This window comes from Halobacillus locisalis, from assembly GCF_013694105.1.
In the GTDB taxonomy this organism is placed as follows: domain Bacteria; phylum Bacillota; class Bacilli; order Bacillales; family Halobacillaceae; genus Halobacillus; species Halobacillus locisalis.
Map to the genome: position 1 here is coordinate 1 of NZ_JACEFG010000005.1, position 24,946 is coordinate 24,946.

General features: G+C 38.5%; 28 protein-coding genes. 26 read left to right on the forward strand and 2 right to left on the reverse strand.

Going from position 1 to position 24,946, the window contains the following annotated elements:
- The 8 genes from H0266_RS18175 to H0266_RS18210 all read left to right on the forward strand — a co-directional run.
- Positions 1-329, forward strand: a 329-nt coding sequence (locus tag H0266_RS18175) for a hypothetical protein (protein WP_220127341.1), incomplete at its 5' end; no start/stop codon positions are given.
- 54 nt (positions 330-383) lie between these two features.
- Entirely contained in the window at positions 384-1,019 is a 636-nt protein-coding gene (locus H0266_RS18180) for a hypothetical protein (RefSeq protein WP_181473871.1), read from the forward strand.
- A 55-nt stretch (positions 1,020-1,074) separates the two neighbouring features.
- Complete coding sequence (locus H0266_RS18185) at positions 1,075-2,157, forward strand: M23 family metallopeptidase (protein ID WP_181473872.1); 1,083 nt, start codon at positions 1,075-1,077, stop codon at positions 2,155-2,157.
- 258 nt (positions 2,158-2,415) lie between these two features.
- A complete protein-coding gene (locus H0266_RS18190) occupies positions 2,416-2,985 on the forward strand; it encodes a hypothetical protein (RefSeq protein WP_181473873.1) in 570 nt (189 codons plus the stop codon).
- Between the two features lie 244 nt (positions 2,986-3,229).
- Entirely contained in the window at positions 3,230-4,279 is a 1,050-nt protein-coding gene (locus tag H0266_RS18195; RefSeq protein WP_181473874.1) for a replication-relaxation family protein, read from the forward strand.
- A 2-nt stretch (positions 4,280-4,281) separates the two neighbouring features.
- Positions 4,282-4,467 carry a hypothetical protein gene (locus H0266_RS18200; RefSeq protein WP_181473875.1) on the forward strand — a complete coding sequence of 62 codons (186 nt, stop codon included), beginning with the start codon at positions 4,282-4,284 and terminating at the stop codon, positions 4,465-4,467.
- 36 nt (positions 4,468-4,503) lie between these two features.
- Positions 4,504-4,998, forward strand: a complete 495-nt coding sequence (locus tag H0266_RS18205) for a hypothetical protein (protein WP_181473876.1) — start codon at positions 4,504-4,506, stop codon at positions 4,996-4,998.
- Positions 4,999-5,143: 145 nt separating this feature from the next.
- Positions 5,144-6,220, forward strand: a complete 1,077-nt coding sequence (locus H0266_RS18210) for an AbiH family protein (protein WP_181473877.1) — start codon at positions 5,144-5,146, stop codon at positions 6,218-6,220.
- 332 nt (positions 6,221-6,552) lie between these two features.
- Here the strand turns inward: H0266_RS18210 and H0266_RS19760 are convergent, their stop codons facing one another.
- On the reverse strand, positions 6,553-6,711 hold the full coding sequence (locus H0266_RS19760; RefSeq protein ID WP_425484326.1) for an NrdR family transcriptional regulator: 159 nt from the start codon (positions 6,709-6,711) through the stop codon (positions 6,553-6,555).
- A gap of 375 nt (positions 6,712-7,086) precedes the next feature.
- Here H0266_RS19760 and H0266_RS18215 point away from each other — a divergent pair, with 375 nt between their 5' ends.
- From H0266_RS18215 to H0266_RS18225, 3 genes are all read left to right on the forward strand, one after another.
- On the forward strand, positions 7,087-7,350 hold the full coding sequence (locus tag H0266_RS18215; protein WP_181473878.1) for a DUF4314 domain-containing protein: 264 nt from the start codon (positions 7,087-7,089) through the stop codon (positions 7,348-7,350).
- Position 7,351: 1 nt separating this feature from the next.
- Positions 7,352-7,558, forward strand: a complete 207-nt coding sequence (locus H0266_RS18220; RefSeq protein WP_181473879.1) for a hypothetical protein — start codon at positions 7,352-7,354, stop codon at positions 7,556-7,558.
- A gap of 178 nt (positions 7,559-7,736) precedes the next feature.
- A complete protein-coding gene (locus H0266_RS18225; protein WP_181473880.1) occupies positions 7,737-7,886 on the forward strand; it encodes a hypothetical protein in 150 nt (49 codons plus the stop codon).
- A 55-nt stretch (positions 7,887-7,941) separates the two neighbouring features.
- On the opposite strand, the gene H0266_RS18230 is transcribed toward H0266_RS18225, so the two are convergent.
- A complete protein-coding gene (locus H0266_RS18230; RefSeq protein WP_181473881.1) occupies positions 7,942-8,310 on the reverse strand; it encodes a helix-turn-helix domain-containing protein in 369 nt (122 codons plus the stop codon).
- Between the two features lie 736 nt (positions 8,311-9,046).
- On the opposite strand from H0266_RS18230, the gene H0266_RS18235 reads away from it, so the two are divergent.
- The 15 genes from H0266_RS18235 to H0266_RS18305 all read left to right on the forward strand — a co-directional run bounded on the left by H0266_RS18235 (position 9,047) and on the right by H0266_RS18305 (position 24,916).
- A complete protein-coding gene (locus tag H0266_RS18235) occupies positions 9,047-9,289 on the forward strand; it encodes a helix-turn-helix domain-containing protein (protein WP_343063345.1) in 243 nt (80 codons plus the stop codon).
- Positions 9,290-9,580: 291 nt separating this feature from the next.
- On the forward strand, positions 9,581-11,422 hold the full coding sequence (locus H0266_RS18240) for a type IV secretory system conjugative DNA transfer family protein (RefSeq protein ID WP_181473883.1): 1,842 nt from the start codon (positions 9,581-9,583) through the stop codon (positions 11,420-11,422).
- Positions 11,423-11,443: 21 nt separating this feature from the next.
- On the forward strand, positions 11,444-12,313 hold the full coding sequence (locus H0266_RS18245) for a S1 RNA-binding domain-containing protein (protein WP_181473884.1): 870 nt from the start codon (positions 11,444-11,446) through the stop codon (positions 12,311-12,313).
- An 18-nt stretch (positions 12,314-12,331) separates the two neighbouring features.
- A complete protein-coding gene (locus H0266_RS18250) occupies positions 12,332-13,078 on the forward strand; it encodes a hypothetical protein (RefSeq protein ID WP_181473885.1) in 747 nt (248 codons plus the stop codon).
- Positions 13,079-13,100: 22 nt separating this feature from the next.
- Complete coding sequence (locus H0266_RS18255; protein WP_181473886.1) at positions 13,101-14,360, forward strand: hypothetical protein; 1,260 nt, start codon at positions 13,101-13,103, stop codon at positions 14,358-14,360.
- A gap of 19 nt (positions 14,361-14,379) precedes the next feature.
- The gene (locus H0266_RS18260; protein WP_181473887.1) at positions 14,380-15,180 is read left to right on the forward strand and encodes an SAF domain-containing protein; all 801 of its coding nucleotides are present in this window, start codon (positions 14,380-14,382) and stop codon (positions 15,178-15,180) included.
- On the forward strand, positions 15,180-16,349 hold the full coding sequence (locus H0266_RS18265; protein WP_181473888.1) for a P-loop NTPase family protein: 1,170 nt from the start codon (positions 15,180-15,182) through the stop codon (positions 16,347-16,349). Before H0266_RS18260 ends, H0266_RS18265 begins: the two co-directional genes overlap by 1 nt.
- A gap of 16 nt (positions 16,350-16,365) precedes the next feature.
- Positions 16,366-17,796 (forward strand): ATPase, T2SS/T4P/T4SS family, encoded by a 1,431-nt coding sequence (locus H0266_RS18270; protein WP_181473889.1) that lies wholly within the window; start codon positions 16,366-16,368, stop codon positions 17,794-17,796.
- 14 nt (positions 17,797-17,810) lie between these two features.
- Entirely contained in the window at positions 17,811-18,767 is a 957-nt protein-coding gene (locus H0266_RS18275) for a hypothetical protein (protein ID WP_181473890.1), read from the forward strand.
- Positions 18,768-18,797: 30 nt separating this feature from the next.
- A complete protein-coding gene (locus tag H0266_RS18280) occupies positions 18,798-19,676 on the forward strand; it encodes a hypothetical protein (RefSeq protein ID WP_181473891.1) in 879 nt (292 codons plus the stop codon).
- 75 nt (positions 19,677-19,751) lie between these two features.
- Positions 19,752-19,913 (forward strand): hypothetical protein, encoded by a 162-nt coding sequence (locus tag H0266_RS18285; protein WP_181473892.1) that lies wholly within the window; start codon positions 19,752-19,754, stop codon positions 19,911-19,913.
- A gap of 62 nt (positions 19,914-19,975) precedes the next feature.
- The gene (locus H0266_RS18290) at positions 19,976-20,356 is read left to right on the forward strand and encodes a hypothetical protein (RefSeq protein ID WP_181473893.1); all 381 of its coding nucleotides are present in this window, start codon (positions 19,976-19,978) and stop codon (positions 20,354-20,356) included.
- Between the two features lie 22 nt (positions 20,357-20,378).
- Positions 20,379-21,302 (forward strand): M23 family metallopeptidase, encoded by a 924-nt coding sequence (locus tag H0266_RS18295; RefSeq protein WP_181473894.1) that lies wholly within the window; start codon positions 20,379-20,381, stop codon positions 21,300-21,302.
- Between the two features lie 114 nt (positions 21,303-21,416).
- A complete protein-coding gene (locus H0266_RS18300) occupies positions 21,417-22,706 on the forward strand; it encodes a stalk domain-containing protein (protein WP_181473895.1) in 1,290 nt (429 codons plus the stop codon).
- Between the two features lie 44 nt (positions 22,707-22,750).
- On the forward strand, positions 22,751-24,916 hold the full coding sequence (locus H0266_RS18305) for a PKD domain-containing protein (protein ID WP_181473896.1): 2,166 nt from the start codon (positions 22,751-22,753) through the stop codon (positions 24,914-24,916).
- Positions 24,917-24,946 lie beyond the last annotated feature (30 nt).

A 24,946-nucleotide genomic window follows, 5' to 3' on the forward strand; every position in this document is an offset into this window, starting at 1 on the left:
CTTTCCCTGAACAACCAATGGAGCAACAACCAATGGAACAACAACCAATGGAACAACAACCAATGGAACAGCAACCAATGGAGAAATCAACAGCAGCACCAAACAAGTATAAATCGAAACCTAAGTCTTCTAAGAAAAAGGATAATAGAACATATGAGGTAGATTTTGATCCTAGTGAACTATCTTCATTTGAGGAATTTGAAAGCAGTGCTGAACGAATCGAGGGTGGAACCAACGGTAGTCCTGATTTTCCAAGCATGGATGAGAGCGAACTATTTTCTATAGAAGAAATGAAAGCACAAGAAGACAGTAAGACCTCAAACGAATAAATGGAGGGGTAAGAATTGTTTTTGAATATGAGTAGGCGATCATTCAGGTGGTTCATGATTGGTCTGGGCTTTATTATTGTTGTTCTCTTTACCTTCGCTTATATACGTGGGACCGAATTAAAGGCTCAAAATGAAGAGAAAAATGATGAAGAACAATCTATTAGTCTATCAGACATAAAGGGAGATCCTGAGAAATCTAATAGTGATGAAACAGTAATGATGGATGATATTGCAGAAGAAGCAGATATTTACGGTAATGAGCCGTTAAGTGAAGATGACGAGTTGGACGTAAATAAGTTAGAAGACTTCTTTTCTCAAGAACAAATAACAAAAGCTACAGAGGTTGCCGAAAGCTTTGTCGAGGCCTTTTACCCTTATAACGGAGACAGACCTGCTCAACATATTGAGCAGGCGTCTCATTTGATGAGTGAAGGTTTATATGAGGAAAGAATACAAAGCCTTCCAAGACCCACAGTAGATGTATTTAAAAAGGAACTGGTATCAATATCGAGTTACGAACCTTACGATCCTAATGATAAAACAATGAATCTGAGTGTAAGAGCCAAAGGTAAAGTTTTTAACGCTGATGGTGAGTTAACTAATGAGGAGCTAGTTGAGTACGATTTGATTCTTACAAAGAAAATGGATTCCTTTGTAGTAAAGAGTTATGGCTTTGTTTCTTTAAATTAGATGGCAGTCATATGTAAGTGGGAAGTTCAGATTATGAATTAAGGGAGTGAGGCGATTGAAGAAGTTAGGCTGTTTGGTTACAGGCGGTTTACTTATGACTCCCTTGCTCGGATTATTGTTTTTGGTAGGAATCGTATTCTTTTTTGTAACGGTACTTGGAGAAACTGATGAACAACCTACAAATTTAGCTATGTTGGATATACCACCTGAGTTTATACCTATATATCAAGAAGCAGGGGAAGAGTTCGATATAGACTGGTTGCTACTTCCAGCCATTCATAAAAAAGAAACCATTTTCTCAACATTAGAGAAACCTTCGCCTGTAGGGGCAATCGGACATATGCAATTTATGAAATGTACGTGGGTTGGTTGGAGTCACCCTAAGTGTGCAGGAAGTTTGTTAGGTGATGCAGCTATGACTCCATCCGAATATCATAGCTTATACAATATCAGTCAATATGGCGGTTACGGTATTGATGGTGACGGAGATGGAAAAGCAGATCCTCATAATATAGATGATGCCATATTCTCAGCGGCGAACTATCTATCAGCTAGCATGAGAGGTAGCAGTGAAGAGGAGCGTCTTAGAACGGCTATAAAGGCTTATAACCGTGCAGATTGGTATGTAGATGATGTTATGGCTTACTACGCAAGTTATAAAAATGGTTTTAATGAAAATATGGTAGTGGAGATGGATGGAGATACAGCTTGGATGGTCCCTCATACTAAAAATGCTACATCTGCATTTAACCCTAATCGCATTCACCCTATATATAAAGATGTGAGGCCACATAACGGTATTGATTTTGCAAGTGGAGGTCAGAATTTAGGACAACCGTTACTGGCTTTCAGGTCTGGTACTATAGTTGCTTCAAAGGAATCTAGTGGCTGGGGTAATTATGTCGTGATTGACCATGAAGATGGGATGAGAACTCTTTATGCTCACATGAACAGAAGAGGTGTTGAAGTTGGAGACGAGGTTGAGGCTGGACAGTTTATTGGTGAACTAGGAAGTACAGGTAGTTCAACCAATCCTCATCTACATTTTGAAATCTACGTTAACGGAAGTCCTGTTAATCCGTATCCATATATTAAGAGCTTTGAACCTACTGGGGTTTCGAACTGGTATCCTTATTAAAATCACGAAGTGTAAACACACTTGAACGTTGATATATCAAATGATTTAGATAGATTTTGGTTGAGATGTAAACATTACATGTAAACACTAAAAAATGTTGTTGTATCAGCGTTCAAACCTTCTAAGGTAGAAGAAATGTAAACAGATAATCTATTTTACTTAAATAACACGCTCAAAATGTTTACAAATAAGCCTTAAATGGATTTGTAAAGTATTGATACATAAGGTTTTATTCATGTAAACAAATAGGGGGACAAGATGAAAACACAGAAAACATTCAAGTATAATGACGAAAATATACCTTACTATCATTTTGTTTATCAAGGGGATTTTTCACACGTCATTCATAGAAAAAAGCGTATTCCAAGTCATGAAGATAGGATCAAGGTGAAAAATAGGACGGAATTAGCCTCTTTCTTAATAGATAAAACCATAGAACAGTTTGATTTTCCTAATTATCAAGGTGATTATCCTCATTTCAATGAGGCTGTAATCGTCATTATCCATTCTTTTACCGATTTATATACTAGAGACTTAGACAATTTCTATTACAAGCCGATCATTGATGTAATAAAACATACAGGAATTATTAAAGACGACACCTGGGATAGCTGCTCATTAACTAACTTTGGTAAGAATGATACTGAAAACAAGATACAGGCTTTCGTTATACCACATTCTTACTATCCGCATTTCTTTATTAATGAAGTAGAACCAGAGTTAAATAAGTTGTTTGAGAAGCAGACGAAAATTGAAACAAGGGCAATGCGGGAGGAGAAAATTCAAAAGGAAAAAACGGTCTGTAGCTTCTTTTTTGATGAAGAGTAGCACCCTATATCCACCCTTAAAATTATGATTTTCAAACAGAATAATTTTAAGTCACTTATTAAGCCACTTATTAATCTTTGATTTATGCTTTGAACCGTTGATAATAAAGGGTTTCACGTGAAAACATAAAACCCTTTACTTATTCTTATCTGACGATGAGTGTGGGCTAGGTTTACGAAAAACTGTTTTTTTGTAGTTCTATCCCGCACAGTCATCACCATTTCTACTATCTGGAGGTAATATTATGGAGACGCTTGTTGGGGAGTACAGAGAACAACTGAATGGCGTTAGATTATCGATCTTGCAAGACCTGGTGGAGTATCGAACAATGACCACTGAGCAAATAAGAAACAGGCACTTTGGGGGACGAGGAAACCACGTAAACAATGTGTTAGTTGAATTGCGTAAAAAGAAGTACCTCAAATCCACTTTGCTAGAGGGGAGCAGACAAGGTAGGAAAGGATACTCCTGTCACCGTATCACCGAGAAAGGCATTACGGCATTATTAGATAGCGGAATAGAAGTAACCAAATCTATGAATGACTTATATCTGAGGACAGCTCAACTTCGCTATGTGCTAATGGCTAACGATATTATGATGAATTTGAAACGAAATGGGTGGCAGACGCAAGATAGTAGACAGACGAAGAACGAGTACAACTTGGATGCTCGAGACAACATATTAGGTAGACTAGAAGATCCCGATGGTAAGAGGTACGGGTTCTATGTACTGGAGACGAATTCAAATGTAAGGACCATTGGGAAAATCCAAAGTGAAATAAAGAAAAACTCCATGAAACTCCCCAATTACATCATCTTTAGTAAAGGCCAAGCTTCATATGAAAAGTTTGTCCGGTTCGGAGAAGAAGTGCAGCTAGCGACAGGTAGTGATATTAAACTGATTTCATTGAAAATGGGGATGAATATATTCACGGAGTTCCCAACTCAGAGGAAATGGGCAGAAGCACTTTCGGCAGTGTTCGGCTTTAGAATCATCTCTACTGAGGTTGGTGAAAATACGACCCACCAGTCCTTCCCGATCTTGATTGAATATAAGGGAGAAGAGATGTATTTAGCTGACATGACATTTAGTGATCTTTCGATGGCAAGTAAAATCAATACTTACATGGATGCAGGCTATCGTTGGGAGAAGAAGCGCCTGTTCATCACGTATATGTTGGCAGACTCATTCGATATGCTCTCTGCCGAATCTCAGTCCTATCACCACAGTCAGGATATTACGCAAGAGGATTATGCTAGAATGGTTTCTTACTCAAACAAGGAGGATGGATAAAAATGATTGATGCTCGAACAGAAAAAGGGAAGCTACAGCTCATATTAGAATTAATCGACAGAGAAGATTTAAGGCATCAACTTGATCAGGAGCTAACGGATGCCCAACATGAAGAACTTCTTGCTAAAATTGCTAACTCAATAGCCGAAGAAACAGAACAGTTCAAGTTACGAAGTGTCGCTCACTAGATAAAATGAAAGCACTTTTGAAAAGGAGAGGTAATGATGTTTAAAGAGTGGAGATTAGATGACTGGATGATAGCAGCAGTCACATTTTTATCAGCTTTATTCTTCGTGACGATTTATGCAGATTGGTTTTATCCCCCTGTACAAGTTGTTCTTACGATTTTCGCTTTAAGTGGAATCATGTATGGGATAGTCCAATACCAAAAGGGCGGTAACAAAAAGGAGTTGATCCTCCTCTCTAATACGTTGGCCCAGGCGATGGTTTGGGTTTCGACCTACTCATACCATTATTGGGAGTGGGAATCGATTATTACAAATCGCGGTATGTCATTAGTAGTATTAACAACGCTTATTCCTTTAGCTGTGTATATAGTGGTGGGATATGTGCGTCTTAAGGTTAATTACAAGAGTGTACGAGGCAATCAGCGTCACTCGCAGCAGTGGAAAGTAACAAAGGGCGAGAAGAAGAAGTTAGAAAACTCAAAGGATATCTTTGTAGAACTTGGTGAGTTTTACGAAAAGCCAGAGGCATAAACGATTATACTTATGCCTCTTTTTGTTTGAAAGTGCTTTTGAATTTTTTTATGTTGATCACAATTAGAAATTAAAACCAGTTTTTAAGTGAAAAATTTATCTATATTCGATAAAATAGAGTAAAAATTAATAGGGGAGAGCTTTTGTGCAGATTACTTTGTTAGTAGGAAATGGGTTTGATATTCAGGCGGGATTACACACACGATATGCGGATTTCTACAAGTACTTAAAGTCCAAGGCGAAAAATGATGAACAATTAAAACGAAATGTAATCTATTTAGACATCGACGGTAACGAAGATAAATGGTCTGATTTTGAATTGGCTCTAATGGGGTTAACTCATGAGTGCGGTGATGGTCTAGAATCAAGGTTTACACATACTAAATTAGCTCAAGACAAACATGAGATTCAGAAGTATTTAGCAGAGTACCTTAACAAGGTGAATGCAGAATTCGATGTCGATGCAAACAGTAAAGAAATTATTGGTGAGTTCAAAAGAAGCATTTCCCGATTGCTAAATACTCTACCAATACAAAGGCAAGAAGAACTAACAGCTAAAGTTCCATTGACTGGTAATACTAATGAATTGCAACTAAATGTAATTGATTTTAATTATACATCTCTGTTCGAGAGCTCGTATGATTTGTTAGGTAATTCTCTACTGGAACGTATCGGATACTACGGTCAGAATAGTCAAAGAGATTTACCTGTGAAACGTAATGGCTACACGAAAATCCACGGCAACACCGTTTCAAACATGAATTTAGGTGGACATAAATCTCAGATATCTGAATCATTTGCCGACAGTGACTACTATTTCTTCTTTGATAAAGAGTCTTTAGAGCTATCAAACGGAACTAACAAATACAAAGATGCATCTAATTATATTAGGAGTTCAAACCTATACATTATCTTAGGAATGTCGCTTGGGGAAACGGATAGAGCATGGTGGGAAAAAATAGCTAAAGCTATGGGAGCTGAGAATAAAGCACTCATTATATATGAATACGACCCAAATGAGTCTATAAATGACAGTCCGTTCTTACGTAATCCTAGCATACAAAGAGTAAAAGACCGGTTCATGAGTTTCACTGAGAATCTGAATAGCAAACAACAAAAATCTGTCAGAGATAGGGTTTTTGTGCAATTCAACAGTAAGCTCTTCAATCTAAGTGAGTTGAATGTTGATCGGACTGATTATTCATCTATCGTGAATAATTAAATAAAAACGACCAGTGGAGTCCTGGTCGTTTTTTTATTTGGTTCAGCCTATTAGGTTCTCTTCATACTAATTTCTCCCGATCTCATCAGTATGTACCCCTTCTTCTCTAATTGAATAAGGATTTCTTTCACGCTGTCCTCGTCCTTGTTCACTTTGTATGTTAGCGATTTAATGCACTGGTTTATTGGAGGTAATGACAGTCTACCGTAAAAACTCATATTAACTAGTATGCGGTGCACCTTCTTTTCAGCGTGAGTTAAGTTGCCTTCCACCAGATCCCCCTCCTCAATCTTACCTAATTTTCGGTCTCAAAACTGAGATGCCTAACGGTATTAGTATTTTGGTACTTCATATACTCTTCTTTTCAGTATTTCGTACGTCCCCCACGGATGATCGCAGTTGTGGCAGCCCCTACTTCTATATACATGATCGTCTTTTCTTCGAGTACGACTTATCTTATTTTCAATTGAATCACATACTGGGCATTTCATATTTAATTCCCGTTTGGTCAGCAATTATTCAACCTCTAATTTATTATGGAAAGATCGTTCCTTACATGCTATTCTAACTAAGAATACAGACTATAAAAGTATTCGACAAGAGACAAAAGAGATGACGTATGAACGGGACTTCACTACTTTAGTGGAGTCCTTTCACTTGTCCAAGAGACTAATTTTTAATAATGAAATTGATTTCAAAAACAATATTTTTAATGATATTAATATTGCTATGTATAGTAATTGTAATATAATTATCGTTATGTCTAATAAAAGGTTTTACTTATTGAAATGACGGTGCTAAAATACGTTTTGAACAGTAAATTGTTAATTGGGTGTAGACTGATTACGATTAGGAGTGTGCATTTCATGGGTGAACCTGTAATGCTATCAGAAGTAAATGTCGAGTACATCGAAGCACTTAAACTAGAATATCCCATAGGTGTAGAGGTTCAACTCGTTAAAGCTGACTATAAGCGTTCTTCGTTAAAAACTGGTTTATTAGGTGAAGTGAAGTATGTTGATCAATTAGGCACTATATATGTTCTCTGGGGAAATGGTGAGATATCCGGTCTAATGTATGGGAAAGATGATTTCTTTGTTACAAATCAAACTGTGGCAGGTGTTAAATAATATGAATACAAACCAGGAATTGAATTACATCGGTGCAATCGTTTCAGACTATCAGTTAGCAGAGAGTGAGATCATCAGCTTTGCTAAAAGAGAAGGTATGCAAAGTTTAGTTGATAAATGGAGAGAAGAGAAAATTACGCTCCAAAGGAAACTTGATGTATCAGCAATGCTCAGGGATCTATTCAACAACATTAAAAGTGATAACTAAATTAATATTGTTTTTAAAATTGAAATTAATATTAATTAAGATATCGTTATGAATAGAAGGGTTGATATTGGTGTTAGACGGAAAAGGAATAAAATATCTGGTTGAAAGTTATACAAGCAGCAAAAAGTTAAGACTGTCTGTCCTCTTACTGAAAACGATGAAATCTAAAGGTGACACTGTGATTGAAGTAAGAACTTACGAGGGAAAGAATATGATTGAAGTCATCGCAGATCAGGAATGCGATGAATTATTAGAAGGATACATTGGGAAGATCAAAGTCAAAGAAACGTGTAACATACTAAGGCTTTCAGAAGTTTACGGTATATAAAGTAAAAACCCCTTATTCTCATGATTGAGAGTAAGGGGTTTTTTAATAGCAACATTTAAATGTGTTTCTCCAATTCTTGTTCACTTTCTAGTTCATCAAAAAGAGAGGGAGACGTTTCCTCACTCTTTTTGATCACCTGCTTTTTTGATTGTAAATTAGGCATCCCTTCAACCCTAGAGAAAATAGGGTGGTCAAAAAACTCTTGAAGTGTGATGTCACATCCATGTGCCACCTTGGATATTGTTAAGATATTTGGGTGACTGGAACGTCCTTTTAGAATTTCGTTCAACGTAGACTGGCGCACTTCGGATATATGGGCCAGCTTATGAACGGATCTAATGTTGTTTATCTTCATAAGTTCTCTTATTCGATAAACCACAGCCTCTTTAAGACTTACAACTTCTTTCTTCTCAATCTCTTCCATGCTATCAATCATAATTACCAGTCTCCTTCTTCTTCTCGCTTTAGAACAAGAAGATTAGTCAATTTTACTCTCCATAGTTCGTTTTAATATTCAAAAAATAAATAAATAGTCACTTGCCTCTAAAAGAAAGTGATTTTGAAATGTGTTTTTAAATAAAAAAAGTGATGCTTTGTATGAACTAAGTTGTAAAGAATCACTTGAAAACACTCAGATATGGTTATAAACCGTATTGTATCAACAAGAAATGGTTTTGAATAGTCAGAATCCAATATTTTTTCCAAAATAAAGAAAAATTAAATGAACAGTAAAAAGCACATTTTTAATAATAGCATACCCGAATCTATATATCATAAACAAAAAAATACATGGAAAAAAAGTGGTTAGAAGGATTGATATAACAGGATTTAGGGAGGGAAGACTTAAAATTATTATCACAAAAATGGAATAATTTTAAGTTTTTATATTGACGAACAGTAAAACGTTCATTATAATCGACCTATACCTAATAAACAGTTTACTGTTCAAAAAAAGACTTAAAGACTAGATAGCTAAAAGAAATTGCTTTTGTATGAATAAAAAGACATAGGTAAGCATCACACAATTTACATTAACTTGCAACGGTTTCTTAGAATTAATAAGATATGATTCTTTAGACTCATAAACGAATCGTTTTATAAAGATACTTTTTATAAATGCCATGAGTCTAAGGATCGCGGGTTTACGAGGAGGAAATTCAGTGTTTGGTGAATGGAATAAAGAAATGCGAAAAGCTAGAGGTTGGTCCCAGAGAGAGATGTCAAAGTTAAGTGGTATTCCACAGACTACTATTTCAGGCTGGGAAAACGGTTCAGAGTTAAGTACAAAGTGGTTGGTTCATCTGTGTAGAGTGTTTGATATTCGTATGGAGGAATTGCCATTTGAAGAAATGCTTGATCAGAGTGAGAACGCAAAGTCGAAGAGTGCAGCTGAGGCTGTATAGGAATGACAAACAAAAAAGACGACAGGAGGATAGAAGCCTTTTCCAACTAGAAAAATATAAAAAAATAGGAACAGACCTATCAATAACAGAACCAAAATGTGTGAAAAAATGTGTGAAAGAAGTGTGTGAACAAAAAAAGAAACACCGCATCAGCGGTGTAAGCTGATGCGGTGTTTCAGAATTTCAAATTCATATAATTCAAAAGGTGATTTCATTATAACCTTAAACATCTTTATTGTCAATCCTGAGTAAATACATACGCATGCTTAGTATTAAATGGGAGGTGGATACATGGGCAGCACAATACCTTACAATACTGATCGTTCTATTATGTGGGGGGGCAAAGATGCCTTTACTCATATGTTGGTGACTGGAGCGACTCGTTCAGGTAAGACAGCTTCAATCTTAGAGTATATGTGCTATCAATTGCTATTGCAGAAGAAGAAAGGTAAGAAACTTGGCTTTACTCTTATTGAGCCTAAAGGTGATTCAATTCAGGTAGTTAAAGAATTATGCGACGAAATGGACATTCCCTACATTTACATAGATCCAGAAAATCCAGATGAAACGGATAAATTTAATGTAATGGAAGGTCCAGTAGAAGAAGTCGCGGAGGCGACGGTTGCTGTATTGCAGTCGTTGTTCGGAAAGCAAGAAGCATTTTTCCAAACGATTCAAGAAATATCATCACGGAATATCACCAAGTTACTGAAAGAGCTTCAAGGAGACGAAATGGATCTACTTGATGTTCTGAAAACCTTGAGAAGTCCAGAGATTTTAAAGCAAAGAGTTGCTGACCTGAAGCAAAAGCAACCAGATTCAGAACTGGTAAAGTTCTTTGAATACGAACTGTTAGGTGAGCAAGCCCAGGACTATCGGAAGCTGGTATTGGGACTGAGAGCACAACTTGAGAACGTTACATCCAATGAATACTTAAGAAAAGTCATATCTGGAAAGAGTGACATTAACCTTAATGAGCATTTTGAAAAGGGTGGCGTCCTTCTTGTTAATACATCTCTTGCCAAATTAAAGAAATCAGGGGATGCTTTTGGACAATTTGTTGCCATGCACCTACAAAGTGCAACTTTCCGCAGGCCGAGACCTAAATGGGGGCAAGAACGAGTTCCTCATTACTTCATTTGTGATGAGTACAGTCGTTACATTAACCCTGATGTAGAGATATTTTTGAGTCTTGCAGCTAGTTATAGGGTGGCTGGAATACTTGCTACGCAGTCGTTGGGTCAACTGGAGATTGAAGCAGGCAAAATAAGTGGTCGAGCCATGAAAAAGGCTATTCTATCGAACTGTCGAAACAAAATCGCTTTCGTTGGTCACACTTACGAAGATGCTCAGGAGTTTGCTGATGAGTTTGGTAAAGACCAAGTAACTATAAGGCAATCAACCTTTACTAATCGAATCCTTATGCCAAGACTCTTTCCTGATTCGTATCGTGATACGGAAAGTGAAGAATATCGCTTTACGCCCACCTACTTAATGGATGGCATGAAGCAATATCACTTTGTTTGTAAGATGCTCAAAGATGGAACGCCACAAAAACCATTTGAAGCAAAAGGTAGGATTATCCCGCCTGATTGGAAAGAGCTCAGAGAATGGGAAGATGACGAATCTTCTCAAGGTGCACTTGAAGAAATGGTTGGTAAAGCAAAGCAGTTGTTTAAGTCCTTCAAGAACAAGACCAAACAAGATAGTAACAAGGCGATAGAGAAGAAAGAAAAAGTTGAGCCAGATATTACTGAAAGAGACGATGACATTTATATAGAAGAAAGTGCGGAGGATGAAGTGGATACTATACTGACACCTTCTGAACAACTAGAACATGAAAGAACGAATCAAGAACCTTGGGAAGAGCAGTATGCCCCATACGATCCAAACGACGTGCCACTGGAACCTTACATCCCACATAGTTCAGAAGATGAAGAATCGATGCAGAACTTGTTAGAAGAAATGAACCTTCTGGATGAAGGGTTTGCAATAGAAGAAACTGACGATAGTGAATCACCTTCTGTAATTCCAGACTCACCAGTGGAAGAAAAACCACCTTCTACTAAAGAAGTGGAAAATGAGAAAGCTTCTAAGAAAACCAGTAGCTTTAATGCAGACGGATTTTATTAAAAAAACGAGGAGAGTTTAATTATGTCAGAAGTATTAAATGATGTGCTGATCGAAGGCTTTGATGCCTCTAAGGTCGAGTACAAAGAAAAGAAGGAAGATATTGATAATCAGCATTGGATCAACATTCAGCGTTCATATAGAGTGGGGCGCATTGAAAAAGGTATGATCACAGGTTTTGAGTCAATTAAGATAGATGGCGTCAATGAGCAGCTCTGTGGAATTATCCGTCTGGGTAGCAAAATCAAAGGGATTGTCCCATTATCTGAATCTGACTTTGACTTGAAGAAAGACAGCTCTGCTACGAATAAATTCAGAAGCCTGGCTGGTAAAGAAATCACTTTCAATGTAATTAGCTTTGACGAAGAATCACGTATCTTTGTAGCTAGTCGTAAGCAAGCTCGTGAGCAAATGAGAGAGAAGTTCTTTCAAAACTTCGATGTAGGTCACAACATTCACTTTGCAATCAGGTTTGTGAACAACGACTACCTTGTAGGCGATATCGGAGGAGTTGAAGCCTTCCTTCATGTATCGGAATTAAGCTATGCATGGATTAATGATCTACGTGATCGTTTCGAGTCTGGCCAATTGCTAAGAGTCCAAATTACGGAGATTAACAAAGAGAAACAAGAAGTAAAGGTTTCACGAAAAGCGTTGTTAGAATCCCCGTTCCCCGACTGTGCCGAACGATATAAAGAAGGTGGCGAGTACGTAGCTACTGTAACAGGCGTCACTGGAGGGCACATCTTCACGAATTTAGAAGATGGTGTTGATTCAATCAACTCTCATTTGAAATTTGAGCTTCCTGAAATCGGTAGTAAGGTCTTGATCCGTATTACGAAAGTGAATATCAAGGACGAAAAAATCACATCACGAATTACTCGAACACTTTAAGAGAGGGATGAAAAAGACATGACGACAGAATCTCAACTGGTCACGCCTTTTTCTATCCATCATCATAAATGGCTGTTGTCTTGGAGAAGAATACCAGCTAATCCAAAACACGATAAGCCATACGCTCTTACATCCAAGAAGGAATACAAGGTGTTAGAAGCCATCGCTAGTGTCGGTGTAATCGGTCATTATCAGCTGAAGACCTTATTCAAGATGGATGAAAGTAAGATACAGAAGATGTTAAGAAAAAGGCTTATTGCTCACCATGAGATCTTTAAAAACGATGAAGCGATTGATATATACACCTTAGATAAACGTGGGGCTAACGATGTCATGCCAGAGTACAAGTCAAACTATTGGTTGAGCATGGATGTAAAGCGTGTTTTGCAAGCATTGTCCTTCTTTCAATTCAGTTATTTATTGATGGAAGAGCCTTTAGTGCTCGTTCCCTCACCAGCCCCTTTTATGGGTGGGGTGAAGATAAACGGAAAGTATTTCTACGTTTACATTGCAAAGGGCAGCATTGAAGATTTAACGATGTTTTTAAAATGGAAGCCTTACTTTCAACACCGAATCTTTATAGTAGCCGAACAGATTAATCAACTCAAATCTTTAGAGGTCTTTCTAGAGGCTAGTGAACTGAAAGTCAGAGTGTTGTTAGAAAAGGATCTACCTTATTTGAAGAGTGGTCAAACCCTTCATGATCTAGAGTTTTACCACTATGACAAAAAGCAGGCACAAGAAATGAAATGGCAATATAGCTAATGGAAGAGAGGAGGAACAATCATTGAAGTTTGTACTTGCGATAAAGTCTCAGTTTTCCTTCAAGGTTCTATATGACTTATTGCACTCGAATCCCGCATTTAACCTGATCCGAGTGCACAAGAAGAACATGGAGCATCAGGGGGATATTGAAGAAATCATTGCAGAACAGGAGCCGAACTTACATATAGTTGATTCCTCCCGTTCCGATTTCAAAAGCATTACAGCATATTTGAACAAGCATCATCATAACTTCATCATTTTTGAAGATGATTTTGAGCACACCCAAGAAAAGATTATGCGATTCATCTCAGATAGGGTCACAGATAATGACTATAAAAGACAAGAATCTGAGCAGCAGTATCACCAGGAAGAAAAGATTGTTTATCGGGACAGATATGTTGAAAAGCCTGTCGTCAAAACAGAATACAAATCTATACCTAAGAAGCTTATAGCTGTACTTAACTTCTGGAATGGGGCTGGCTCAACAACCTTTGCTACATCATTAGCAAGAGGGCTAGCTTCTCAAGAGTTAGCGGTTTCTGTAGTGGAGAGCCCTACACAAAAACCTTATCTGTTTGATTACTTGCAGGTGGGCGAGTATGAGGCTCTGAATGAAGAGTTCGTTTATACAGACCTTGCAAAAGAAGTGAAGAACACGGGATTCTACAAAATGAGTGAAGAACCTTTTCATTCTAAGGGGATAGACTGGTACGTCAACGATTCAAGATCCAAACCTGTTCAATCATTCGGTCAGGATGACTTCTTTCATATGATGGTTTCTATCAATACAGACATTCAAATATTCGATTTATCTACCACGTTATTAGATACAACGATGAAAGAGTATTTGAAACACATGGACCACATTTATGTAGTCATTGAAGCAGATCCTGTGAAACTGGATTGGCTGTCTAAGTATGAGAGTGACAGTGGTCTTGCGGATGACCATAGCCAAGAGCACCAGCTCTTTAATTATCTCGAGCTGTTGGAAGAGGAAGGGTATGAGTGGGGTTTTGTCCTTAATAAGTTCACTAAAGAAGGACGAATGAAAGAGTTTCTGAATCATATCCCGAAGAAACCAATCATACAACTACCGCCATTAGATTACCAATCCCTGAATGACTGTATATGGGGGTCGCGATTTGTTTATGACGCTCAGCAAGAAGACTTTGATGAATGGCTCCGACCGGCTTTTGAGGATATCCTACCGAAAGACTTCACGAGGAGTAAAAAACAAAATAAAAAAGGCTTAATAAAGAAATTTATGAGGTCAGGAAAGTAAACGAAAGGGGTTACGGAAAATGAAGAAAATATTTAGATGGGCGATTCCCTTTCTTCTAATGGTAGGTGGAATTGGGTTCATGCTCGCTTACGACTTTTACCTACAGCCAATGCTTAATACAGAAGAAGTAATTGTCTTAAATAAGAACATAGCTTTTGCAGATGAGATAACAAGTTCTGATCTTTCTATTCAGAAGGTTAATAAAGACCACGTAGTAGAAGGTGCATTGCGAAGGGATCAATTGGATCTTGTTCTAAACAAAAGAGCTTCTATTGACTTAGCAAGTGGGACTCAGATAAATAAATCGCTAATCGACTCCTACAACCTTGTTCCAGATACGAACAAAGGAGAGTTTATTGCCCCAATTCCTGAATCTTGGTTATTCGCAGTACCAGGAACATTGCGTAAGGCTTTCGTTGCTGATTTCTATGCTATCAGTGACGGAGAAGCCGTGGATATAGAGCAACTTATTAAAGACTCAGAAGAATTAGGAGGCAAGGCCTCAAGTGAAGAAGGAAATGAGAAAGAGAATGAAAGTTTGATCAAGGATACAGAAGAAGTTTCAAATGCTGTAGAGAAAACTCAAGACCCAATTCTTGAGAATGTAAGGGTTGCTTCCGTTCGTGACCGTAGTAACTCCGAGGTTATTACAACAGATGATCAGACTGAAAGTGGCAGTGGTTCTATTGCAGAACTAGAGATTGTGGCAGATGAAGAAAAGCTAGAAACTATCCAACGCTATGTAGATAAAGGATACAAGCTGTATGTGGTGTACCAGTTCAATATGGAAGATACACAAGATGAAGAGGGTGAACAGTAATGAAGTTGTATATGTTGGGGATCGATCGAGCATTGGAAGAACAGTTGACTCCACACTTTGGAGAAGGTCATATAGTCAATTCCTTAGAAGAAGTCTCTTCAACTACGGATGAAAAGAAGGATAAGAAGAAAGAGCAGCACATGCCGAGCGTACTTCTTATTTCTGATAAAGACGTTAATCCAGAAGAGCTCTCTAATATTCAATCACAACATGAATACATCTTTTACCTCGTCACTAATTCATACTCTAAGCCGATTGAGAAGAACATCCGAAGCCTTTGTCACTTGAATGACATTACTTTGATTCCACCTCGATTAACGGAAGAACAGATTGCAGAGAGGGTATTTACTACGATAAACCCAGAGGCTGAAAAGGAGAACAATGTTGTTTCATTCTTATCAACTGCCTCAAACATTGGAGTAACAACGCTTACTTTGAATGTAGCTCATTCATTTGCTAAACACTCTAAAGCGAAAATAGGTGTCCTTCTCCTGAACGCATGGGAGAGCGGTGAGGTACTATTACCAAACTTCACTGGATCTTATCTTAATGATATTAAAGGCAAACTCAGTAACAAGCTATTGGACTCTGATGAGGAGTTTCGTGCAATCTTCCATTCATACGAAAACATGTATGTGTTAGGTGGGAACAGGAACACTCGTTTAGAGCGTTTATTCAATAAAGAAGAGATTAGTTATTTGATTGAACGAGCTAAGAAAGAGTTCGATATTGTACTGATTGATGCAGGCTCTCATTTCGATAATGCTCTAATGATTCAGGTGTTGGAAGAGAGTTCTCACAAGTACATCGTCTCTAATCAACAACCAAAGGTTATGAATCATTGGAAACGAGTTAACCGCACGATTTTAGAACCTCTTGGATATTCAAAAGAAGAGTTCATGTTGATCATTAACGAATATAACGCGAATAACTCCCTGCAGAATGCTACTGACATTACGAAAGAGTTTGAAACGATGCTTCTCACGACTATTCCATGGTCAAGCTATGGGGCGGTAAGCGAAGCTGATAGCAAGTTTCTATATGACTTCAATGATGCTCCTTTCAATGAATCTATCGACCATATAATGAAGGCGATCAGTCGGGAAAATGACATTCCGTTAGAGGAAGTAGTCAAGAAACGGAAAAGTCTTTTCTCTTTAGCTAAATAAGGAATGGGGTGACGGCATGGGCCAAAGCAATCCAGTGGTTTTTAACTTGAACGAGTATATGAATGAAAACCAAAAGGTACAGAACGAGACAGCTAAAACTAAACTACAGTCTTACTCATTTAAAGAAGTAGCAAGCATGGTAAAGGAACACTTCCATGAAAAATATAAAGATGATGGCTTTTCCGATGATGAGAAGCAGAAAAGGCAAGAGATTGAACACGAAGCTATGTTAGGAGATTCTCAAGCTGAAACCTTCCTCATGAATGAAATAAACGAGTTTGTGCGTGAGGAACAGATTGTAGATGTATCTTATCCCGTATTCTTTGAGTCTCTTACTCACGCAATCTTCCATGAGATATACAGATTTGGAGTCTTCTATAAATGGCAAACCTTCCCGAACAGTCCTTCAGCCTTCATTCAAGGTAAGGAAATTTGGTTCAAGGTAGATGGGGAGCCAGTGAAGCAAGAAGAGGAATTCGAAAGTGATGATTATGTAGATGAGATCATCCGTAACCTTGCTGCTAGTAACAAAGGGCTGAAACTGAACGTGGATAATCCTCAAGAAGAAGTTGAAATGAAGGACGGAACAAGGGTCACGATTATTATTAATCCGCGATCCTTAGTTAAAACAATTGTATTCAGACGTTTCACTGTCCAAAACTTCTCCTTTGAAAAGCAGGCGTCTCTCGGCACGATTGCACGTGAAGATTTACAGCTATTCAAGTTGTTATCCAGAGCTCAACTCAATACAGTAGTGGCTGGTAAGGTTGAATCAGGTAAGTCTACATTACTTAAAACGATTTACGGTGAACGTGACCCTAAGAAGGTAGCGATTCTTATAGAGAATAAGCCGGAATCTTACCTGAAAAGGGACTTTCCCGAAAGACTGGTACATGATTTTTATACTTACGGAACGGATATAAATGATGTCATGCGTATTGCTCTCAGGGTGGATCATGATTACATCATCGTTCAAGAAGTTAGAGGGTTCGAAGCCGAAGGGGCTATTGGAGGAACGGAAAGAGGCGCTGAAGGTCTCTTGATGACGTATCATATCACGAACCCTGAGCAAACACCGATTCAACTTGCACAGCATATTGTCGATGTTTATCCGAACCGAGTATTAAAGAATGAGATCCGTCGTATCGCCAAGCACTTAGACTTAGGAATGATCATGAAAACGTACAAAGGGAACCAAAAGCGAGTGACAGCTATTTATGAGATTTGCTATTCCTTTGAGGATGATTCAGCGTGGATCAACTACCTAATGTGGTACAACGAGAAAACGGGCAAATGGGAATACAACGCCAATATTAGTGAGCAACTAAAGAGTCGTTTATACGAAGGTGACGAGCACATTCACGATGGTATTCTAAATCATCTGGAAAAGCGTCAAGAACAGTCGTCATTGAGCAGAACACCCATTGAACCCATTTATATCAAGTAGGAAGGTGTATAGAAATGTATTGGTTATTAGATGCAGCTGTCGGAATAATCGGCTACACTTCCTTGATCGTAGGAATTTGGATGATCGCAATTCAACCTTTGCTCATGGACGATTTCAAAAGACTTAAAAGGCGTTTTAAACGTAGCAGGCAATTAAGGTTGGCGAATAAAGAAGTTACTACCAAAGAAGGCAGGAGTGCCATTGGGAGACATGTTCGCTATATATTACTTGCACTCAACTACAAAGAAAGTGCAGTAGATATGTTTTTCTTTTCAACTATCACTTTGTTTGGTGTCACCTTTGCTTTTGTTTACATGAACATCAAAGATGTGGTGATTGCAGGTGGTATTTCTCTGATCATTGCTTGTATTCCGTACATTGTACTTAGGTTTATGGTCATAAGAAAACGACTGCATGCTTCCCTTGTGTTTCTGAATGAATTCAGTAACTTCATCCAGGTATATCAATCCACTAGGAGAGATATCTACTACACGATTATGAACATGGCAAAAGAAACTCAAGACAAGCATTTGAAGCAGTCTTACATGGGGTTGATGTCCTCTATTCAGAAGGATAGAAACCAAGAGGAATTCAAGGAATCAGTTTACATCTTTGTGTACTCGATCAATAGTTCCTTCGTAAAGCGACTTGGAAAGCTGATTATTAAATCATATTTGGATGGGACGGATATTTCGTCGGGTCTTAATGACTTAAATAATGACATCAAGAAACGTAAAAAGGATATGGCCACTGAGAAAACTTCAAAGTTAGATGCAATTATGACAGGTTATTTACCTGCAATCCTATTGCCAGCTTCTCTATTTGGAGCTTGGAAAATATCAGGAGTAGTTGCAATGGATGAAATATTCTTTGATCCTTTGGTTTTCACAGTCTTCACTATTTCCACTGTCATGACCATCATTTCAGTATTGCTAACAATTATTAACCAAAAGCCCAAAGCCTATATGTAAGCTTCAGGCATGGGAGAGGAGGTGTGTCTAATGTCTATATCACTAACGCTAAGTATTATAGGTAAAGTGATTTATGTAGCTATATTCGCTTATGCGGCTTACCTGTCTTACAGCTATTTAAGCTCTAACGAGGAAAGGCAACTCTTTAGAACTCGATTTAAAAAGCAGTATCAACAGAGGCAGGAACAGGTTAAGAAGCGCCTTAGCTATGGTTCATTAGACCAACGTTTAAAGAGTGTCGGTATAAGAATGTCGGCAATCAAGTATCAAAGCATTAGGTTCATTACCATTGCACTGCTAACTGGATATTATGTATTGCGTCCATTGGTGGTTCCAGAGCTTGAATTTCAGTTGCTGAGTGTAGTTCTCATAGGCTTCCTTCTAGTGATGACTGAACCGATGCTAGATTTCTCTTTCATTAGGATCGCTATTTCTTTTATAGATGCTAAGAAGAGGCGAAAGAAAACGATTGAAATGTTTACTCTTTATTCATTAATAAAGGTAGAACTTACAAGCGATAGTAGCATGGCTCAAACGAACGTCTATAACTTCCTGAGAGATACTCAGTCGCTATTTGATGATATAAACAGCACCATAACTAGGTTTTTGGCTCAATGGAAGTCAAATCCAGAATTAGCGAAAAACGTTTTCTATGAAGATGTTGGAGGGGACGACGCTAAGATACTTGGAGAGATCCTTTATCAAGTTGATAGCATCCCTAAAGAAGAGGGACTGAAGGTAATTGATTCAGAGAGTGAAGTATTCTCTCACCAATTCTTCGAAAGAGAAGTCGAGAGCAACATTAAGAAAAGTAAGTTGTTCTATCTGTTTGGTACAATCACAGTCTTTATGTGGTTAGCTTGGATCGTATTCTTTGTATTCAATATGACTGAAGGATATCTGATGTAAGCCTGTAAACTTGGTATTCATCATTGGGAACCAATGATTGATATAAATAAAAACACTTTTAAAGGAGATGGAGAAATGGATAACAAAGTATCGATTCTAATTGCGGTGGTATTCTCGTTGGCGATCTTCACTACAGTATTTGCATTAGGACTTGGGCCGACATTAGCGGATAAAGGCTCTGAAATGGACACTAAAATCGAGGGTATTTCCCTAGATGATGCAACACAAGGAAACTAAAAGAAATCTGTACCCCCTTCTTGGACAAGGAGGGGGCTAACTTTTAAAAAGGGGGAGTAAAAATGAATGAACAAATATCCATTTTGCTCTTATTACCATTCATTTTATGGTCGTCATTGCAAGGGATTCTCTACTCTAACTACACCATGGTAGATGAAGCTCTAAAGATTGGCATTTATGAAGGGCAAAAAGAGGCTTCTTTGCAAGGGCGATATGATGTAGAAATCTACGATGATATTAAAGGTTATCTGGTCGATGTCCATAACTTCGACCCTTCTAAAATTGAAGTAAAAGGTACAGAAAAAATCACCCCAAGAGGAGAGCATATGTCTATCCAGGTGACGATTCCCAGACCAGTAACCTCTGTATTAGGGATTTTTACGCCACGGAATGATTCACCAATGATAGTAAAGAAAGAGGTCATGTCTGAATACTTACCATGATCTACAGGGAGGAGGATGACAGATGAGCGAAAACGTTCGAGTAATATTTCTTGTCGGAGTCATGGTTCTGTTGTTCGTAGCTCAAATTAACACTTCAGCCCATGCACGAAGCCTCAAATATTTAAAGGAAGACTTGGAAGCAGCTGTCCATGATGCTTCTTTAGCAGTTGATGAAGAACAGTTGAGCAATGGGGTTTTGGTTTTCGATAAAGATAAGGCTTTATCTAACTTTAAAGAGAGCCTTACTAAAAATACGGTTTTAACTGACGAAGATTACACTGTGAAGTTGTTTAAGACATTTGATAACACCGATACCACCTTTCCGCATACTTTTACTGATTCAGCCACTGGATTGACGGAAGAAGTCTTATACCCTACAGTCCTTGTCGTTATTGAAACGGAAACAGGAAAATATTTCGGTGGAAGCGATCAGAAGAAGGTTGAGCGTGTCGCCTCCTACTCTTACCGCATGAAGGACCCGAACCCTACTGGGAGTATTACTTCATTATCAATGGGCGTAACCCCCTACATAGGAGGGCTCGAGCAATACGAAAGTGGTTTCTACTGGACGGTTCCGTACACCAAAAATGTTACTTCACAGCATGGAATGAGAGTCCATCCAATAACAGGTGTGACCAAGCAACATACAGGTATTGATATAGCTATGGGAGGAGTGGACAAACAGCCAGTGATATCTGCTAGGAAGGGCACGGTAACTTATGCAGGTCGCCTAGGTAGTTACGGAAACCTTGTAATTGTGGATCATGGGAAGGGACTTACGACTCGTTACGGTCATTTAAGTAGTATAGCAGTGAAAAAAGGCGAAGAGGTAGACGGTGCTCAGATTGTCGGAAGAGTGGGAAGTACAGGCTCCTCAACGGCTCCACACTTGCACTATGAAATAAGAGTTAACGGTGAACCGATTAATCCTTTATCTGCTTATTAATTAGGTGTTAATTAAACGAAAAACTGTTCATATTTAACCCTTTACCTATGTTAACTATGGTATAATAGGTGTATAACAGAAAAGGATTAACGAGGTACAAGGAAGGACTGATAAATGATGAAAAAGACTTCGGGTGAATTATTTCGAGGTATGAGAAAGAATATTGCAGCATTGTCATTGGTTGTTGCAACAGGAATATTTGCATCAGGTACTGTAAATGCAACAACAACTCAGTATTTAGGTGAAGAGGTTCCTGTTTCAAAAGAATGGACGATTACGTTTAACACGGAGATGGATCTTCAATCAATAAAGGATTCTTTAAGTGTTGAGGGTTTTGAATTGGCTGATTACGAGGTCAGTTATGGAGAAAGAAAAAATGTCGTAGTGCTCAAGCCAATTAAGAACTACGAACTAGGTTCGAACGTATCTGTGAGTTTTGATGCAACAAGTTCAACAGGCGTATCAATGAAGGAGGACTACACATTCTCTTTCGATGTGGTTGAAGATGTTGTTCCTGAATGGGCTGATATGTCTGTATCAGAGTTAGAGCAAACATATGGTGTTTACAAGTTTATGGCCAGATATCCAACATCCGTAGGACTACTTATTAAAGAATTTAATTGGTACGACGATTACGTCGAAGATGTAGCTTGGTATAAGGAAAGAGGACGCCTTGATGAAATGAAAACACCTGAGCAATACATCAATGAAATGTTGGAGGATCATGGCGGTATTACAACTCTTTTCAGCAGTACATCGTATCCGGATAATGAAGTGATTTCTTTTAATGGTAAACCATTTCTCGATTCTAAGATATACGACTCTTCTCGGTTAGATGACGATGATTGGGGAGGGCAGTATGGTGTTGAAGGTTATGCGATAGCTGCTCGTGATTACATTGCACACCCCCCATCTAATAAGGGAGATTTTCTATTAGATATTAATCGGGATGGTGCAGACTTCGTTATTTACAAAAAAGATGGAGTAAACATTCAAGATGGATTATCCCCTAAACGACCTAACCCATACTTAGGCGAATCAGAACAAGGTGAAACATTATATGTAGACGTTAAAGACGTTTTTGGTGCTGTAGGAGAGGTGGATTTAAAGGACGAACAAGCTACTATCTCTTATCAAGGAAATATATTGGAAATTCAAGATGGTGATCCCCATGCAAAGTTAAATGGAAAAGATGTCCAATTATCCTACGAACCTCAATTACACCAAGAAGGTTCTTACGAGGAGCGCCTAATGGTTGAATCCAGAGAAGTAGCAGAGCTGTTAGGGCTTCACACACGCTCGACAATTTATTATTACGCAGGCTTGCCTGACAGAATGAAATTAGAAGTTGCAAATTATGATTTAGGAGCTGATCGAGAGTTCGGGATTGAGTGGAACGGTTAAGCCAGACTTCTCTTTTCCATCTTTCTTAAAAAGAGGTGGAGTTCATGAAAGCAAAATACAAATACCTTATTGCATCTGTAGCTAGCTTAGTTGTTGTACTGAGTATTTATGGTTTTACGGTCTTCGGAAATGCCATCCCTCATTTAGCAGGCGATATTAGCGTGGGTGATACCTTTGATGTTGTGGGTGGAGGTTCAAAAGAAGGAGGGGACTTTTTAGATAATACTTTCGATTATGAAGCGCCTTGGTATGTTGATGTGAACGGGGAGGCGGAAGTCGGTACAATGCTCTTCTTCCGACCAACAGGTTCAAGTCTAGGAGACATAGCTTATAACAGGGGGCTAACATTCGCACAACCTCAAACTTGGGCGCGTTGGTTTGATACCTTTAATGCAAATGAAGAATATGCTCTTAATAATTTTAAAGAGTTGAGGAGCACATACTTACAACGAAAAGGTGACCAGGATAGTGAACCCTATAATCTTGGTCATAGTAGGCAACTAGGATGGATGAGTGGTGCAATTGTAACTCAACTAGAAAGATCATACGACAAGACAATAAAGTATGTAAACGTACAAACAACCCCTTGGGCAACTGGTTCTGTTTCTGCTCCTAATAGTGCAACGCAAGGTGAATACTTTAATCTGACATTAGATGGTGAAGAATTTCATCCATATGCTTCAGAGATGAATTTTGAAATATATATCGATGGTAAGAAGCAAACAACTGAAACTGTTCAGTCATCTAAGGTGACTAATTACACAGTTCCACTACGAATTAATGATACAGGACAACATGAAATAAGGGTTTACAGTCACGATGCTGTATATCGTGGAGAGTGGGCTGAGACGAATATTACTATCGAGGCAAGCAAAATTCCACCACCCCCTACAGATCCTCCCGATGAGGAGGAATATGGGCCACCTGTTGCTGACTTTGATTATGCACCTAACCTAGTAATTGAAGGAAAAGAAGTTCAGTTTCAAGATGACTCCCATCACCCTGATGGATTGAGAATTGTTGATTATGATTGGGACATTGATGGAGCATCACGTTCAGGACGATCACCTACATACACGAAGGGAACTCATGGACTGATTTCAGCTACATTAACTGTCACAGATGAAAAGGGCAGTACAGATAGTACAACGCAATTGATTCCTGTTTATTCAGAACCAACAGCGATCATTGACACGTACATCTACGATAAAACGGGTGATGACACACACCTTATTGATGACAATAACAATATTATTAATGTTATCAAAACTAATATTGTTAGAGCTGGTGACCCTTTAATTGTTGATGGTCGGGAATCTTACGATCGAACTGGTGAGGAATTAGACTTTGACTGGACGTTCAATGGTGCGTCTGAAACCTTCTCCCAAACCGATAAATGGGGAGATGTTTATTATGACCAGACAGGAAGCTTCAACATCTTTTTAGATGTAACTAACTCTGTGGGACTATCAGACACAGACTCGACAGAGGTAATCGTTACAGATCCAGTTTCCTATATTGACTTTAAGGTAGGCGGTCATTTAAAGGAGAATCGAAAGGTGACGCTAACGGACTTAACCAACTCTCCTGAAAGGTATCCAACTGATTGGGATAAGTCTTATTACGAAATCAAACCTCTGGATGGTCAATCAGAAAGTAGGATCAATCATGTTTCGTCTCTTGGAGAGCCAGACAATGAGCTTTTATTTGAAGATGATGGCGACTATGCCATTACGCTTTATATTGAGAACGAATCGGGGTGGACAGGTCAATTAACTAAAGAGATTACAATTGCGGAGGATGAGAAGCCAGTCGCTAATTTTGGTACATCTGAGGTCATATATCGTGATTCTGATAATAGCAACATAGCGACCATTACGATAAGAGATAACAGTCGTTCTGACGATGATGACATCATTCAGGAGCGAATCTGGCAGTACCGTTACGACACGCTTAATCAATATGGTACAAGTGGTGATTTTGATTCCGAAGAATGGACTACACTTAGTGATACCAATGAGGAATTGATTGAATTAGAGGTTGAAGACGTGGGCTATTACGAACTACGAGTGAAGGTGAAAGAACAATTTGGTCAACCTACAATAGAACAATTTGTAACCGACGATGATTACCGTACTAACACATCGGAATTAAGGGTTGTGACCGTAGATAATCATGCTCCTGTTATGGAATGGGCTGTACCTAACTAAGAACGGAATTTCACCTGAAAGGGGGTGAGA